Source organism: Kosakonia radicincitans DSM 16656, from assembly GCF_000280495.2.
Classification (GTDB): Bacteria; Pseudomonadota; Gammaproteobacteria; order Enterobacterales; family Enterobacteriaceae; genus Kosakonia; species Kosakonia radicincitans.
The window spans coordinates 4,064,186-4,080,449 of sequence record NZ_CP018016.1 but is presented as its reverse complement, the minus strand read 5'-3'; the positions used below and the strand labels follow the sequence as shown (position 1 = coordinate 4,080,449).

At 57.4% G+C, this 16,264-nt stretch carries 16 protein-coding genes; 13 read left to right on the top strand and 3 right to left on the bottom strand.

The window, feature by feature from the left end; all coding sequences use genetic code 11:
• The first annotated feature begins 124 nt into the window (after nt 1-124).
• From Y71_RS19720 to Y71_RS19705, 4 genes are all read left to right on the top strand, one after another.
• Nucleotides 125-1,627: a sugar ABC transporter ATP-binding protein gene (locus Y71_RS19720; protein WP_007373781.1), complete on the top strand. Its 1,503-nt coding sequence runs from the start codon at nt 125-127 to the stop codon at nt 1,625-1,627.
• Nucleotides 1,624-2,619 carry an ABC transporter permease gene (locus Y71_RS19715; protein WP_007373782.1) on the top strand — a complete coding sequence of 332 codons (996 nt, stop codon included), beginning with the start codon at nt 1,624-1,626 and terminating at the stop codon, nt 2,617-2,619. The genes Y71_RS19720 and Y71_RS19715 overlap by 4 nt, the downstream gene beginning before the upstream one ends.
• Nucleotides 2,620-2,638: 19 nt before the next feature.
• The gene (locus tag Y71_RS19710) at nt 2,639-3,703 is read left to right on the top strand and encodes a sugar ABC transporter substrate-binding protein (RefSeq protein ID WP_007373783.1); all 1,065 of its coding nucleotides are present in this window, start codon (nt 2,639-2,641) and stop codon (nt 3,701-3,703) included.
• 86 nt (nt 3,704-3,789) lie between these two features.
• Nucleotides 3,790-5,034 (top strand): LVIVD repeat-containing protein, encoded by a 1,245-nt coding sequence (locus Y71_RS19705; protein WP_007373784.1) that lies wholly within the window; start codon nt 3,790-3,792, stop codon nt 5,032-5,034.
• 451 nt (nt 5,035-5,485) lie between these two features.
• Here Y71_RS19705 and mtnK read toward each other — a convergent pair whose 3' ends face one another.
• Nucleotides 5,486-6,685: an S-methyl-5-thioribose kinase gene (gene mtnK / locus Y71_RS19700; protein WP_007373785.1), complete on the bottom strand. Its 1,200-nt coding sequence runs from the start codon at nt 6,683-6,685 to the stop codon at nt 5,486-5,488.
• Nucleotides 6,686-6,787: 102 nt separating this feature from the next.
• Here mtnK and mtnA point away from each other — a divergent pair, with 102 nt between their 5' ends.
• A complete protein-coding gene (mtnA, locus tag Y71_RS19695; RefSeq protein ID WP_007373786.1) occupies nt 6,788-7,810 on the top strand; it encodes an S-methyl-5-thioribose-1-phosphate isomerase in 1,023 nt (340 codons plus the stop codon).
• A gap of 68 nt (nt 7,811-7,878) precedes the next feature.
• Here mtnA and Y71_RS19690 read toward each other — a convergent pair whose 3' ends face one another.
• Nucleotides 7,879-8,304, bottom strand: a complete 426-nt coding sequence (locus Y71_RS19690) for a hypothetical protein (protein WP_007373787.1) — start codon at nt 8,302-8,304, stop codon at nt 7,879-7,881.
• A 214-nt stretch (nt 8,305-8,518) separates the two neighbouring features.
• Here Y71_RS19690 and Y71_RS19685 point away from each other — a divergent pair, with 214 nt between their 5' ends.
• The 3 genes from Y71_RS19685 to Y71_RS19675 are packed head-to-tail and all read left to right on the top strand — an operon-like array spanning nt 8,519 to nt 11,495.
• Nucleotides 8,519-9,637, top strand: coding sequence for an ABC transporter substrate-binding protein (locus Y71_RS19685; RefSeq protein WP_007373788.1), 1,119 nt, complete (start codon nt 8,519-8,521; stop codon nt 9,635-9,637).
• A gap of 44 nt (nt 9,638-9,681) precedes the next feature.
• Nucleotides 9,682-10,710: a FecCD family ABC transporter permease gene (locus tag Y71_RS19680; RefSeq protein WP_161518152.1), complete on the top strand. Its 1,029-nt coding sequence runs from the start codon at nt 9,682-9,684 to the stop codon at nt 10,708-10,710.
• A complete protein-coding gene (locus Y71_RS19675) occupies nt 10,707-11,495 on the top strand; it encodes an ABC transporter ATP-binding protein (protein ID WP_007373790.1) in 789 nt (262 codons plus the stop codon). The genes Y71_RS19680 and Y71_RS19675 overlap by 4 nt, the downstream gene beginning before the upstream one ends.
• A gap of 3 nt (nt 11,496-11,498) precedes the next feature.
• Here Y71_RS19675 and Y71_RS19670 read toward each other — a convergent pair whose 3' ends face one another.
• Complete coding sequence (locus Y71_RS19670; protein WP_007373791.1) at nt 11,499-12,422, bottom strand: LysR family transcriptional regulator; 924 nt, start codon at nt 12,420-12,422, stop codon at nt 11,499-11,501.
• Between the two features lie 268 nt (nt 12,423-12,690).
• On the opposite strand from Y71_RS19670, the gene Y71_RS19665 reads away from it, so the two are divergent.
• From Y71_RS19665 to Y71_RS19650, 5 genes are all read left to right on the top strand, one after another.
• Entirely contained in the window at nt 12,691-12,981 is a 291-nt protein-coding gene (locus tag Y71_RS19665) for a PAAR domain-containing protein (RefSeq protein WP_007373792.1), read from the top strand.
• Nucleotides 12,914-13,216, top strand: coding sequence for a DUF943 family protein (locus tag Y71_RS31025; protein ID WP_354000863.1), 303 nt, complete (start codon nt 12,914-12,916; stop codon nt 13,214-13,216). The genes Y71_RS19665 and Y71_RS31025 overlap by 68 nt, the downstream gene beginning before the upstream one ends.
• Entirely contained in the window at nt 13,207-13,290 is an 84-nt protein-coding gene (locus Y71_RS31020) for a hypothetical protein (protein WP_354000867.1), read from the top strand. The genes Y71_RS31025 and Y71_RS31020 overlap by 10 nt, the downstream gene beginning before the upstream one ends.
• 278 nt (nt 13,291-13,568) lie before the next feature.
• Entirely contained in the window at nt 13,569-14,993 is a 1,425-nt protein-coding gene (locus tag Y71_RS19655; protein ID WP_007373794.1) for a M20 family metallopeptidase, read from the top strand.
• A complete protein-coding gene (locus Y71_RS19650) occupies nt 14,990-16,264 on the top strand; it encodes an MFS transporter (RefSeq protein WP_007373795.1) in 1,275 nt (424 codons plus the stop codon). Before Y71_RS19655 ends, Y71_RS19650 begins: the two co-directional genes overlap by 4 nt.

Below are 16,264 nucleotides of genomic sequence, written 5' to 3'. Positions count from 1 at the left end.
TGTCTGGACATCCGGATGGCTAATAATATTTTGCTTTATCTTATGCATTTTCCGTCGTTGCCAGTCAAGCGAGGCTGTGAAAAATTCGTTAAATCAATCTATTAATTGCAGGGATTCATGCACCATGAGCCGTAACCACCTCGAAATGCGCACCATTAGCCTGGCCTTTGGCGGCTTCAAGGCGCTGTCGCAAGTGGATTTCAGCCTGCACGGCGGCTCGGTGCATGCCTTAACCGGGGCAAACGGTGCGGGGAAATCGACGCTGATGGCGGTGCTGTGCGGTACGCACGATCACTACGAAGGTGAAATCAGCATCAACAATCAGGTGGTGTCCATTCGCACCCCGCGCGACGCCAAACAACTCGGTATCCATCTGGTGCAGCAGGAAGTGGATGTTGCGCTGATCCCCGGTTTAAGCATCGCCGAAAACATTATGCTCGATACGCTGGCGGAAACCGGGCACCGCTTCCGCTGGAATGAGATCCGCCAGCAGGCGCGTGATGCGCTGGCGCAGCTTGACGTTCAGCTTGATGTAAAGCGCTCAATTGATAGCTGCACGCTGGCGGAGAAGCAGCAAATTCTGCTGGCGCGGGCGCTGTCGCACCACTGCCGTTTTTTGATTCTTGATGAACCCACCGCACCGCTCGATCAGCATGAAAGTGAGCGCTTGTTCACCGTGGTGAAACGCCTGCAACAGCAGGGCATTGGCGTAGTGTTTATCTCGCACCGCATTCATGAACTGAAAGCGATTTGCGACACCTTAACGGTGCTGCGCGACGGCAAGCTGATTGAATCCGGGCCGATGGCGGAGCTGAGCGGCGAAGAGATTGTCGAGAAGATGCTCGGCCACGAATTAAGCGATATCTATCCGCCTGCGCGCCCGCCGCACAGCGATGAAGTGCTGCTGAGTATTGACGGTCTGCACGACGAAGGGCTGTTGAAAGATATTTCGCTGCGCCTGCGCAAAGGCGAAATTCTGGGCATCGCCGGGTTGGCGGGCGCGGGGAAAACCGAATTGTGCAAGGCGCTGTTTGGCGCAAGTAAAAGCCGTATCAATCGTGGCGAGCTGAATAACCAGCCGTGGCGACCGCGCGATCCGGCTGATTCGGTGATACGTGGACTGGCGCTGGTGCCGGAAGAGCGGCGCAAAGAGGGCATTTTTGTTGATGAGCCGATCAGCATGAACCTCGCCATCAGCGCGGATAACAGCTTTTCACGCTGGGGATTGTTTGGTCATCGCCTGGCCTGGCGCTGGGCGGAAGAGGTGATTGCCCGTGTCGGCATTCGCACTACCGGCCCGGCGCAGACGCTGCGCCGCCTCTCTGGCGGTAATCAGCAAAAAGTGGCCATCGGGAAGTGGTTGCGCGGTAACGCTAACGTGGTGATTTTCGACGAGCCGACCAAAGGTGTGGATGTGAAAGCGAAGACCGACCTGTTCCAGTTAATTGACGGGCTGGCGCGGGAAGGGAAAGGCGTGATCTATGCGTCAGGTGAATTCGCCGAGCTGGTTGGGCTGTGCGATCGGATTTGTGTGCTGTGGGACGGACGCATCGTAGCAGAAGTGGCGGGTAAGGAGGCCCGTGAAGAGACATTACTTTATTATTCCACCGGAGGAACGGCGCTGTGAGTAAGGCCCTGTCAGTCAATGCGGCGGTAACGCCCCGCCAGCAGTTTTTTGATTTTCTGTATAAATGGGGCATGTTGCTCACCGTGGTCTTGTTGATCGCGATTTTTGGCCTCGCGTCGGACAACTTCCTCGACCCATTCAATATTATCAATATCTTACGCTCAATCGCCATTGTGACGGTGATTGGCGTAGGCGTCTCGATTTCGCTGACAATCGGCGGCTTTGATCTCTCCGTGGGGTCAACGGCTTCGCTGGCGAATGCGCTGGTGATTTCGCTGTTTGTCTGGCACGGCTTCGGCACGACGGAGGCGATCGTTATTACTCTGGCGCTCTGTACGCTGGTCGGCCTGTTCAATGCTTTTTTGATTGTGGTGCTGCGTATTCCCGACATGCTGGCGACGCTCGGCAGCCTGTTTGTTATTCAGGGTGTGGCGATGACCTACAGCTACGGCGGCTCGATCACGGAAAATATGGTGCTGCCGAGCGGCGATATGGCGGAAGGGACGATCCCAGCCGCGTTTAGCCTGCTTGGCCAGGTGCCGACGATCGTGATCATTATGCTGGTGGTGACGGTAGTGGCGCAGCTCGGTCTGTCGCTCACCACGCACGGCCGCCGGATGTATGCCATTGGCGGCAATCCGGAAGCGGCGCGCCTGTCGGGTATTCGCACCACGCGCTATAAAGTGGCGGCCTACGTTATTGCCTCGCTGCTGGCGGGCCTTGGCGGCATTCTGCTCGCCTCGCGTATTGGCTCTTCGCAGGTGAATGCGGGCGGCGGTTATTTGATGGATGCCGTGGCAGCGGCGTGGATCGGCTTTTCGCTCGCCGGTTCCGGTAAACCGAATGCGCTCGGCACGCTGGTGGGCGCGGTGATCCTTGGCGTGCTGCAAAACGGGCTGGTGATGCTGTCGGTGCCCTACTATGCAATGGACATTATTAAGGGGCTGGTGCTGGCCAGTGCTCTTGCGTTGACTTACTTCCAGCGTCGTTAATTTTCAGGGGAAAACAGACATGAAAAAAATTGCACTCTCACTGTTAGCGCTGGGGTTACTGAGCGCGCTTCCGGGCCATGCGGCCACGCCAGCGCCGGTGCCGGATGCCATCGCCAATCACAACGGCCCGGTGCGCATTGCGCTGATCCGTAACCTTGGCTCGGACGATAACACTACGCAGTTCGTCTCCGGCGCCTTACAGGAAGGTAAAAAACTCGGCTTTAAAATCAGTACCTTTTTGAGCAATGGCGACGATGCCAAATTCCAGGACTTTGTAAATCAGGCGATCAGCCAGAAGTATGACGGCATTATCCTGTCGCAGGGTCGCGATCCCTATTCCACCGATCTGATCAAAAAAGCGGTGGCCGCCGGGATCAAAGTGTCGGTATTCGATACCGCTGTTAACGGTGAAATTCCGGGCGTGACCGTCACCCAGCAGGATGACGCTTCGCTGACCAAACTCTCGTTCGGTGCGCTGGTAAACGATTTCAACGGCAAAGCCAACATTATCAAACTGTGGGTCGCCGGTTTCCCGCCGATGGAGCGTCGTCAGGCGACTTATGCCGAGCTGCTGAAAGCTAATCCGGGTATTAAAGAACTGGAATCCATCGGCGCGGTCTCTTCCGATGTGCAGGGCGATACGGCTAACAAGGTCGGCGCGGTGCTGGCGAAATACCCGAAAGGTAAGATTGATGCTATCTGGGGTACCTGGGATGCCTTCAGCCAGGGCGCGTATAAGGCGCTGAAAGAGAATGGTCGCACGGAGATCAAACTCTACAGCATCGATATTTCCAACCAGGATCTGCAACTGATGCGCGAAGCTAACAGCCCGTGGAAAGTGAGCGTGGCGGTGGATCCGAAGCTGATTGGCGCGACGAACGTCCGCCTGATTGCCAACAAGATTGCCGGTGAGCAGACGCCTGCCACCTACGACTTTAAAGCGGCGGCAATCCCGCAGGCGCTGCTGGCCAGCCAGCCGGGCGCGGTGAACGTCGCGTCACTTGGCAAAATCATTCCGGGCTGGGGCCAGACGGAAGACTTTATTGCGCCGTGGTTCGCGACGCTGGAAGCGAAAAACAAATAACTTCGCCGGATAGGATTGCTTACGACTGCCGGATAAGCGTTAGCGCCATCCGGCATTTTTAAATCCGGCATCGGAAAGGATTAATCATGGCAACTGAACTTCCGCGTCCCGAATACAGCCGCAATATGCGGTTAATTGGGCACAGCGATCAGGGGGGACGCCCGGATGGCGTCCAGTTGATGGTGCATCGCGGCTTTGCGTATATCGGCCATATGGTGTCGCAGGGTTTTTCTATTGTCGATGTCCGCGACCCGAAAAACCCGAAACCCGCAGGCTACGTACCTGCGCCGCCGGGCACCTGGAATGTGCATTTACAGGCGCATGACGATCTGCTGCTGGTGATTAACGCCCGCGATCTGTTCGCCGATGCGCGCTTTGCCGATGAAAAGGTGTACTACACCCGCTCGGTAGGCGATACGGTCAGCGACGTGCAGGATAAAGGCTGGAGCGCCGGGCTGCGCATTTTTGATATCTCCATGCCGGATAAACCACGCGAAATCAGCTTCCTGTCGCTCAATGGCATTGGTATCCACCGCATCTGGTACGTTGGCGGGCGCTGGGCTTATGTATCGGCGCTGATCGACGGTTTTACCGACTACATTTTTCTGACCATCGATCTGGCCGATCCGCGCAAGCCGCAGGTCGCCGGGCGCTGGTGGCTACCGGGCATGAACCAGCAGGCCGGCGAAACGCCCGCATGGCCGGAAGGCAAACGCTATGCGCTGCACCACGCGATTATCAGTGGTGACACCGCCTACGGAAGCTGGCGCGACGGCGGCTTAACGCTGCTGGATGTGAAAGATCGCACCCAGCCGAAGCTGATCAGCCATCGGAACTGGAGCCCGCCGTTTGGCGGTGGTACGCATACCGCGCTGCCCTTACCGGATCGCGATCTGCTGGTGGTGCTGGATGAAGCGGTGCTCGACAATCAGGAAGATGGCGAGAAGCTGATCTGGCTGTTTGATATTCGCGAGCCGTCGAATCCGGTCAGCATCTCAACCTTCCCGCAACCGGACGAGACGGATTATGTGGCGAAAGGGGCGCATTTCGGCCCGCACAACCTGCACGAAAACCGTCCCGGCAGTTTTATCAGCTCGACGCTGATTTTCGCCACTTACCAGAATGCCGGTGTCCGTGCTTACGATATTTCCAACCCGTATCGCCCGGTGGAAACGGGTGCGCTGGTGCCTGCCGCGCCCGCGAAGATGATGGATACCCGGCCAGGACGCCCGCGCGTGATCCAGTCGTGCGATGTGTTTGTTGATGCGCAGGGGATTATCTACAGCACCGATTACAACGGCGGGTTGTCGGTGATTGAGTATCTGGGGTAAAACGCAGGCTGGTTAAGGCGAAGCCGCTATTCGGCAAAACCGCTAATTCGGCGTATGAGAAGGGATTCCGTTCACCAGACGTTTGGCAGACACATAATCTATGTGGAACGTGAACGGGAAAAGGGGGCGCCGCCGCGCTCCCCCTTTTCAATCCCCCGCGGCCCCGCGGGAAATCGGTGCTGCGCACTGCGCTCACCTCCCGCACATCTGCCTGCGGTCGGCTCGACTCGACGTCGTGTCTCGACTCGCCTCTGGCCGCCATCCATGGCGTCCAGACCTTGTCATCTGTGCTCCGGTTCGCCGATTTCGAGCGGGGGGGCAACCCCATTGCTGTATGGGATGTGCCTGGAAATAGCGAATGCGTTGCTGTAGAGCCGAGACTGAGTAGGCCGGGTAAGGCGTAGCCGCCACCCGGCATTTAATATTGGGGAACAATATTTGCCGGATGGTTTTACGAATACTGGCGCACCCGCGCGATCAGCTCTTCCACGCTGTCGATGCGTTCGGCAATCACGATCAGCGCTTTGCCGAGCGAAATAGCGTGGCGCAGGCATTCGTGGCGCATCTCTTCATCTTTAATGGTGTCGATGTCCGCCACGTGCGACAGCCCGACGCTGCGGCGAATCAGTTCGGTGCCGCAAAAACCAATCGCATCGGCCCACACTTTTTTCAGGAAAGCCGAAGCATAACCGGGCTGCGCCAGCGCCACGTCGCGGGTTTTTTCCGTTGCCAGCGCCTGGAAGCGCTCTGTAAACGTGGTCCACAGCGTCTGAATATCGGCGAGGCGCTGTTCGCGTGCCGCAGCGGCATCGCGAATGCCCAGATGCCCTGGCAGACCGCAATAGTTGAGCAGCAGGTTGCCGATCGCCGTGCCGACGTCGAAGCCAATCGGCCCAAAATAACCAAACTCAGCATCGATAGCTTTCAGGCTGCCATCGGCCACAAAAATCGAGCCGCTGTGAATATCGCCGTGCAGCAGCGCTTCGGCGTGAGAGAAGAAACGGTGCTTCAGCGCCGCAACGGCCAGCTTGAGCTGAACGTCGTCGCGCAGGGCGGCAACATCCGCTTCCAGCGCCGCCGGATAGTTGTTGCGCTCGTGGATCTGATACGGATCGTTGAAGAACAAATCTTCGGTGATCTCGCACATTTCCGGGTTAATAAACTGCGCCACCTGCGCTTTTTTCTGATGCGGATGCAGGTAGAAATCGCTGGTGTGGAACAGGGTTTGCGCCAGGTAGTTGCCGAGTTGCGCGGCCGCCTGCGGGTAATAGACATTGGCGATCAGTTCGCCGCGCCAGATCTTATGGTCGGAGAGATCTTCCATCACCATCACTGCCAGTTCCGAGTCGAAGTGGTGGATTTTCACCGTGTGCTGCGGGCTGTGCTGATAGTGTTCCACCAGCGTTTGCGCTTCCAGCCTGGCTCTGTCCAGCGTTAATGGCCAGGATTCGCCGACGCAACGCACATAAGGTAGCGCCTGTTTCACGATGATACGGCTGACGCCCTGCGCGTCGAAAATTTTAAACACCAGATTGAGGTTACCGTCGCCCACTTCCTGCGCGTCCACCAGTTCGGACGGGTTGTCCAGGCCGCCAAATTGTTGTGCATACGCCACGGCATCACGGGCGGAGAAGGTACGGTATTGCGACATTGCCTCGATCCTCTTTTTGCTGATTAAGCCATTTAGACGTCTATACATCTGAACGTCATCCTGACACAATACGATACAACAACGCAACAGGGATTTAACGATATGCACGCATTACAGACCACCAGCCTGCGAGTCGCCGACAATCACTTATTTATTCTCGACCAACAGGCGCTTCCGCAGGAGAAACGCTGGTTGTCGGCGGATACGGTAGCGGAACTTGTCGGCCATATTCACGCTTTGCGCGTGCGCGGCGCGCCGTTGATTGGCCTCTCCGCCAGCCTGTTGCTGGCACTGCTGGCCGAACAGGGCGCAAACCGCGACCAGTTAGCGCAGGCGCTGGAAACGCTGCGCGCGGCGCGTCCGACGGCGGTCAATCTGATGAACAACCTTGATCGTATGAAGCGAGCGCTGGCGCAGGAGAGCTTTGTTAGCGCGTTAAGCGCCGAAGCGCTGCGGCTTATTGATGAAGACAAACAACTGTGCGACAGCATCGCGCAGGCGGGCAGCGCGCTGGTTACTCCTGGCAGCCGCTTGCTGACGCACTGCAATACCGGCGGGCTGGCGACAGCAGGTGTCGGCACGGCGCTCGGCGTGATTGCGCTGGCGCATCAGCAGGGCAAAGTGGCGAATGTCTGGGTGGATGAAACCCGTCCGCTGCTGCAGGGCGGTCGTCTGACGGCCTGGGAACTGGGCGAACTGGGCGTGCCTTATCAGCTGATTACCGATTCGATGGCCGCCAGCCTGATGGCGAAAGGGCAGGTGGATGCGGTGTGGGTCGGCGCTGATCGTATTGCTGCTAACGGCGATGTGGCGAACAAAATCGGCACCTATTCGCTGGCGGTGCTGGCGAAATTCCACCATGTTCCGTTCTATGTTGCCGCGCCGCAAACCACGCTCGATCCGCTGTGTCCGAATGGCGATGCGATTCCGATTGAGCAGCGTGCGGCTGCGGAAGTGACTGGCGTGGCGGGCAGTTTCGGCGCGGTGCAATGGGCGCCGGAGAATGCGCAGGTCTACAACCCGGCGTTTGATGTGACGCCTGCGGCGCTTATCAGCGGCTGGGTGCTTGACAGCGGCGTGGTGACGCCTGCGGAGGTGGCAAACGGCGTGTTCGAGCCGAAATAACGCATTGGCGGAGCACTCGCCAGCCGGATAAGCGTTAGCGCTATTTGACATAATGCCCGGTGGCTAATTCATGCCTCCGGGCGCTGCACTATCACATCATTATCGGTAGTTTTCGCCTGGTTTTCCGGCTCGTTACTGCGCTTGTCGTAGCGTGGCGGAGTGATCACCGGATAGACAAAACGGCTGGTTTCCCGGCACGGCTCCGGATCTTCCGACCCGGCATAAAACAGGTAGTACTGGCCCGAATCCGGGAAAAAAGCCAAATCGTCGCCGTTACCAAAGGTGGTGCTCCAGAATGCCACGCCCGCTTTGGTATGGTTGCGCTCCTTGCCCGCCGCGACCTGAAAATGGTCGCCCCATTTCATGGTGATCAGATGGTAGTTGAAAAAGGAGATCGTGATATTACCGCGAGTTGGGCAGTTAAGCCGGACGGCATTGTCTTCAGCCTGCGCCATGGTGAGGAAGGCAAGCAGCAACAAGGATGAATATTTCATAGAGTGTTTCCGGGAATTAAGAAAAAAACCGAGGGTAATCATCAGCCTGATGATAATCCGTAATAAATTATGTCAGCGAAACAGAAAACGGATCAGGATGTTAAAGCGGGGTTGCGGTACAACGAATTATTGGTGTTGTATATGATTCATTTAGTTTAACATGATAATAATTATCAAAATCATTACAATCCAACTCTCAGCAAGGTTGTTTTTTATGCAAGGAAAATCCATCAGCAAGCTCGTTCTCGCCGCTTTTCTCGCCGTTCCGCTGCTGGCTCACGCTACACAATATCCCCTGACAGTGACCGATTTTTCCGGCCAAAAAGTGACCATTGCGCACGAGCCACAGCGCGTGATTTTGCAGGATGGTCGCGACATTATGGCGATGGCGCTGCTCGATCGTGACGATCCGTTTAAACGCCTGGTGGCGTGGAATAACCTCGCGAAAAAACAGGATGTTGCCACCTGGGAGATGCTGAAAACCCGGTGGCCGGAAGCGACCAGCATTATGGATATGGGCTTTAGCGATAAAGGTAACGTCGATCTGGAAAGTGTGCTGTCCAAACAGCCGGATCTGATGGTTGCCCAGCTACGGGCTAAACCGGCGCTCGCCGATAGCGGTGTGCTCAGCAAGCTGGCGGCGCTGCATATTCCGGTGCTGTTTATCGATTATGAAGTCAATCCGGTGAAAGATACCGCTTCCAGCGTCGATCTGCTGGGAAAAATACTGAATCGCGAGAGCAATGCGGCGGCGTATACCACCTACTATCGCCAGCAGTTAACCGCCATCGAACAGAAAACCGCGGCCATCAAACCGCAGGCGAAAGTGTTTGTTGAAGCGCTGGCCGGTAATACCGATGCCTGCTGCTTTACCCACGGCCACAGCGGCTGGGGCGGGCTGGTGGAAGCCGTCGGCGCGAAAAATATCGGTTCTGAATTATTGCCAGGCGCCAGCGGTTTTATCGCGCTGGAGAAGGTGATTAGCGAAAACCCGGATGTTTACATCATGACCGGCTCGAAACGTGGTAACAGCCAGGTACTGCCGCTGGGGCTGAAAACCTCGCCGCAGGAGGTGAATGCTCAGGCGCAGGTATTGTTGCAGCGTACCGGCGTCGCCCAGATCCCGGCGGTGGCGGCGAAACACGTTTATGGCGTTTATCACCACTTCTACAACCATCCATATAACATTGTGGGGATGGAGTATCTGGCGAAAGATATCTATCCGCAGGCTTTCGCGGATCTCAATCCGGATGCGACGTATCACCACATCATCAAAAACTTCACCAAACTGCCGGACGACAATTTCGTCTTTAGCTGGCAGCAGAGTAAATAACCGTGAGTACTACTATTGAACCGGGGGCGTCACAGACCGACGGCCTGATGCTCAACTACCGCGCGATTTTGCGCCGCCGCGTCAGCCTGCTGGTTGTGCTTGCAGTATTGATTGTGGCGTCGATGTTGCTCGATTTTACCCTTGGTCCGTCGGGCCTGCCGCTGGATACGCTGTGGCATACGCTGATCGATCCGGCCAGCGTTGATGCCGGGACGCGGGTGATTGTCTGGGATATTCGCATGCCGTACGCGCTGATGGCGATTATCGTCGGCCTGACGCTCGGCCTTGCTGGTGCGGAGATGCAAACCATCCTCAATAATCCGCTTGCCAGCCCGTTTACGCTTGGCGTTTCGTCGGCGGCGGCGTTCGGCGCGGCGCTGGCGATTGTGCTCGGTATTGGTATTCCGGGCATTCCGGCGCAATGGTTTATCTCAGCAAACGCCTTTATTTTCGCGCTGCTGGCGGCGTTGTTGCTGGATGGCATCACCCGCTGGACGCAGGTGGCGACCTCCGGTGTGGTGCTGTTCGGCATTGCGCTGGTATTCACCTTTAATGCGCTGGTGTCGATGCTGCAATTTATTGCCAACGAAGATACCTTGCAGGGACTGGTGTTCTGGACGATGGGCAGCATTGCCCGCGCGTCGTGGGAGAAACTCGGCATTCTGCTGCTGGCGCTGGCGGTGATTATGCCGCTGTCAATGCTTAGCTCGTGGAAACTCACGTCGTTGCGCCTCGGCGAAGACCGGGCCATCAGCTTCGGGATTAACGTGCGTCGTCTGCGTCTGGCAACGCTGCTGCGTATCAGTATCCTGTCGGCGTTGTCGGTGGCATTTGTCGGGCCGATTGGCTTTATCGGCCTGGTAGCGCCGCATATTGCGCGTCTGCTGTTTGGCGAGGATCACCGCTTTTATCTGCCGGCCAGTGCGCTGATCGGCGCGCTGGTGCTGTCGCTGGCATCCATCGTTTCGAAGAACCTGATCTCCGGCGTCATTATCCCGGTCGGCATTGTCACCTCTCTGGTGGGCGTACCGTTCTTTATCACCATCATCGTGCGTCACCGGGGGAGTGTATGAGCCACAGCGGTCTGAGCCTGCGCGGGTTTGGCGCGGGCTATCACAAACGGCAGATTATTCACGATCTCAATATCGCTGAGCTGCCGCGCGGCAAAGTCACCATTCTGCTGGGGCCGAACGGCAGCGGGAAATCGACACTGCTGCGGGCAATGGCCGGGTTGAACAAAGCCGAGGGCGAGTTGCTGCTGGATGATGTCGATCTGCTGAGCCAGCCGTTTGCCAAACGGGCGGAGCAGGTGGTCTACCTGCCGCAGTCGTTACCGGCGGGCGTGCATCTGCATGTGCTGGAGTCGATCATCGTCGCCCAGCGCGCCTCTGGCGGCCTGCACAGCGCGGCAAAACAGGCGGAAGTGATGACGTTGCTGCGCCAGCTCGGAATCGAGCATCTGGCGCTGCATTTTCTCGATCAGCTCTCCGGCGGGCAGAAACAGTTAGTGGGGCTGGCGCAGTCGCTGATCCGCCAGCCGTCGCTGCTGCTGCTGGATGAGCCGCTGAGTGCGCTGGATCTCAACTATCAGTTCCATGTCATGGATCTGGTGAAGCGCGAAACGCAGCAACGCAACATTGTCACGGTGGTGGTGGTGCACGATATCAATATCGCCCTGCGCCACGGCGACCATGTATTGATTCTCAAGCAGGGCAAGCTGTTAGCCAACGGCAAACCTGATGAGGTGATCACTCCGCAAAGTCTGGCGCAGGTCTATGGCGTGCGCGGGCGCGTGGAACCCTGTTCGCAGGGGATGAAGCAGGTGATTATCGACGGGCTAACCGACGCGGCGCACTGATCGTTACGCCAGTTGCGCCATCCATTTGCTGTGCTCCTCGCCGAGCATCTGCGTGGCCATTTGCAGAAAAGTTTCTACCGCTGCCGGGCGGTGTCGGCTGCCCGGTACCTGAATCTGTAACGAGCGCTGGCTGAGCGAGGTGTTATTGATGGCTTTCAGTGTCATTGCATCCAGCCGGGCGCGCCACAGTACGCTGAAATGGCTGCATACAGTAATTGCCTGCGCGGTATGACGGGTAAACTCATACAGCGCCGAGAAGTTATTGCTGCTGAACGCCGGTTCCAGAAAGGTGTTCGCCATCCGGCAGGAGAGATCGAACAACTGGCGAATCGTTGTTCCGGCTTCCGGCAGCACCAGCGGGTAGTGATGCAGCGCGTCGAGGGTGACGCTCGCCTGTTGTGTTAGCGGATGTCCGGCATCGAGCAACAGCAAGACCGGCGCGGGCCATGCGGCAATGATCTCCACCTCGCGCTCAGGCGCCAGGCTGAACTGAAACGCGACATCGCACTCGTTATGGCGGATCCACTGCGCCACCTGCAATGCTGTGCCAACCTGCAAATCAAAATTGACACCGGGATGCTGCTGGCGAAAGCGCGCCAGCACGCCGGGCAGCAGATCAAACGCCATGCCGTCGGTGCAGGCTATGCGCACCAGTGCTTTGCGTACCGCTTTTAGCCCCTGAATTTCTGCCAGCGCAAACTCCATATCGCGCATGCTTTTACGCACGTGATTAGCCAGAATTTGCCCGGCATCGGTCAGCACCATCCCGCGCGCATGGCGCTCAAACAGCGTGACGCCAAGGCGAGCTTCCAGCTTCTGAATCTGTCGGCTGATAGCGGAACCCGCGACAAACAGTTGCTCGCTGGCGGTGCTCAGCGAGCCGGAGGTCGCCACCGCGAAAAAGTAGCGCAGTTCATTGGTCAGCATTGCGATAAGGCTCCATTGGGGAAAGGAAGAATATTGCACGTTAAAGTTGTTTTTTGTACTGATATCAACGGGCCGCACAGGGCGAGTAAAACCGGGGGGAACAGGCCTGAACCAGCGGATGCGAAAGGATGCCGCCCCGCCCGGATTTGTCGGATTGAGGTTCCTGAATCCAGCGCACAATTTGGCGGCAAAGTCTTGCTGGCTATTTTTCATCTGTCTGATATTGAAGTATTATCGCCAACAATAACCTTGCGGATGAGGTGGTTTTATGTGGCGGGATGAGATTGACGGTATTGGGCAGGGGCATCACGGGGACAAAACAACAACCGGAGCAACCTGTTACAGCAGTTTGCAGGGATCGTACTGGATCGGGGCACCTGCTCCGCTACGGATAGGTGACAAAACGGGAGTCTGCCCGGCCTGCGGTAAAATCGGCTCCATCGGCGAAGGCACGATGAAGCGCCAGTTTGGTACGGTTCCGGTCGCGCTTGATGGCGCGGTTATCAACTGCGGTTGCGGCCTGTGGCTATCTGCTCTGGCAGTATCTGACTCCTGTTGAGATAGTGGCGGTGCACAGGAATATTATTCTCGTCAGACATTTCCCGTACCTGAAAAGCAGGCAGATAGCCTGGTGGGAAGCCAATAAGGCGATGATAAAAGCGAAGTACGGAATTCCTCACAAATCTAAAGACGGCTTCTGGCAGTGTTTATTATGGATTTTGGCGACGGATATCGTATCGACAGAGGAACAGATGAAGATTCGGATCTGCTTTGCTTCGATGAGATGCCCGTAGCAGCAAGATGCATTGAAAAAAAGCCGCTTCGCTGGATCGGCTGGAGCCAGAATTCAGGGCAGTTTTATCGATAGCTATTAGGGGGCATCTTACCCCGGATCGTAGAGGCACATGGAACGGATGTTTGCAGTGAAACTAGCCCTCTTTGCGATGGCGTTATTCTCTTTGTCAGGCATTTCTCTTACTTAAACCCCTTCCTGTATTGCTCTGGAATTGTGCAACTCACACTTATCAAAAAGGCAACGCTAAGTTGCAATTATTATTATTGTGGCAACGCTCTGTTCTGGTTTAGAACAAAAAGACAACAACAGATATTTGCGCCATCGGCAGCAAATCAGACAGGGCAAACAACATGACAACACAACAAATTATTGCGCAGGCGCTGGCGTGGTTTGATAGCGGCCACTTCAAAGAAACGCTTGCCGCACGCGTGGCGATCCCCAGTGAGAGCCAGCGCACCGATCGCGACGAAGCATTACGTCGTTACTACGACGAGGCGTTTATTCCGGCGTTTCACGAAATGGGCTTTCAAACCGAGATCATCGCGAATCCGGTGAACGCCGCGCGGCCATTTTTGCTTGCCAGCTATCAGGAAGATCCCGCCTTGCCGACGGTGATGTGCTACGGCCACGGCGATGTGGTGTTTGGCGATGATGAACGCTGGGCCGAAGGGCTTTCGCCATGGACGTTGACCGAGCGCGATGGCAACTGGTATGGGCGTGGTACGGCGGATAACAAAGGCCAGCACTCGGTGAATCTGGCGGCGCTGGCGCAGGTGTATCACGCGCGTAACGGGCGTCTGGGTTTTAACTGCGTCTGGCTGTGCGAGATGGGTGAAGAGATGAGCTCGCCGGGGCTGGCGGAGGTGTGCAAGCAGTTAAAAACGCGCCTTAACGCCGACCTGTTTATCGCCTCTGATGGCCCGCGCCTGAGCGCCGATCGCCCGACGCTGTTTCTTGGCTCGCGCGGTTGCGCCAACTTCCGTCTGACCATTCATGCCCGCGCCAAAGATTACCACTCCGGTAACTGGGGCGGTTTGCTGAGCAACCCCGGAACGCAACTGGCGAACGCCATCGCCAGCCTGGTGGACGGCAAAGGCGAAATCCAGATTGCCGCGCTGAAACCACCCGCGCTGACAGCGGAACTGAAAGCGATCCTCGCGGATATCACGCCTGCGAGCGGTAAAAACGATCCGGCGACCGATGCAAACTGGGGTGAGCCGGGCTTAACTGCTGCCGAGAAATTGTTTGGCTGGAACACGCTGGAAGTGCTGTCGTTTCTCACCGGCAACCCGGCGCAGCCGATGAACGCTATTCCCGGCCACGCGACGGCGGTCTGCCAGCTACGTTTTGTTGTTGGCACTGACTGGCAACAACTGGAACATGCGCTGCGCGCGCATCTCGATGCGCACGGCTTTTCGATGGTCACCCTCAGTGAAGTGCGTGGTACACCAGCAACCCGCTTTGACCCGACCGATCCGCTGGTGCACTGGGTGCTGGAGGCGATGGCGGAGACCAGCGCCAACAAACCGGCGCTGCTGCCAAACCTCGGCGGCTCCTTGCCCAACGATGTGTTCGCCGGGATTTTAGGTCTGCCGACGCTGTGGGTGCCGCACTCTTATCCGGCCTGTGGCCAGCATGCGCCGGATGAGCATCTGCCGGTCGCCATCGCCCGCGAAGGGCTGGCGATCATGACGCGTTTATTCTGGGATTTAGGCGAGCAGGGCGCAGAGCTGCTGGCGCGCCACCGTTTACATCAGGCCGGAGGTGCGCAATGAGTACGTTGGCTCGAGAAATGGATCAGGGCGGTACCCGTCCGAGCCTCTATAAAACTCTTTTCGCTACCTGTATTGGCAACGCGCTGGAGTGGTTTGATATTGCGGTTTACGGCTTTTTTGCCAGCTATATCGCCCATGTCTTTTTCCCGACCGCTAACCCGACAGTGTCACTGCTGCTGGCCTTTGGCAGCTTTGGCGTCGCCTTTCTGATCCGCCCGCTGGGCGCGATTGTGCTGGGGTCGTATGCCGACAAACACGGGCGCAAAGCGTCGCTGCTGCTGTCGATCAATTTGATGATGCTCGGCGGCGCGATGATCACGTTTATGCCCGGCTATGCCACGCTGGGCGTTGCCGCACCGCTGTTGATTCTGGTCGCACGGTTGATTCAGGGCTTTTCGGCGGGCGGTGAGTTTGGCAGTTCGACGGCGTTTCTGGTGGAACACTTTCCCGAACGCAAAGCTTTTATCGCCAGCTGGCAGTTTGCCACGCAGGGCGCGAGCACGTTGCTGGCCTCCGCGTTTGGTCTGGGGCTGGCGCAGTGGCTGACAACGGAGCAGTTGCAGGAGTGGGGCTGGCGAATTCCGTTTGCCTTTGGCCTGCTGATTGGCCCGGTCGGGCTGTGGATCCGCCGTCATGTTCATGAACCGGCAGCCTACGCTCAGGCAGAAAAACCTGCCCATCCGGTGAAACTGCTGCTCGGCGCGCAGAAGCGACTGGTGCTGCTGGCGATTGGCCTGATGGTGGTTTCGACGGCGATCAACTATATGCTCAACTACGTGCCGACGTGGGCGACGAAAAGCCTGGGTTTGCCGCCGTCCTCCGCGTATAGCGCCACGCTGCTGGCCGGGGTGATCCTGACAGTGGTAACGCCAATTGGCGGCCTGCTGGCTGAACGTGTTGGTCGCGTGAAGTTGCTGTGGGTGGCGCTGGTGCTGATGGCGTTCACGCTACTGCCCGCTTTCTGGCTGACCAGCCTGAACGTCACGCCGCTGTCACTGGCCTTGTTGGTAGGCTGGATGGCGCTGCTGAAATCGATTTACTTCTCGACCATTCCGTCGCTGATGGCCGATATCTTCCCGGTATCGACCCGCGCCAGCGGCATGTCGATCAGCTATAACGTGGCGGTAACGGTGTTTGGCGGTTTCGCACCGTTTATCTGTACGCTGTTGATCAGCGCCACTGGTAGCCACTTCGCTCCGGGGCTGTATCTGATGGTGACGGTATTCCTCAGCGTCATGGCGCTGTGGCAAGCGCAGAAACAGCATCGGTAG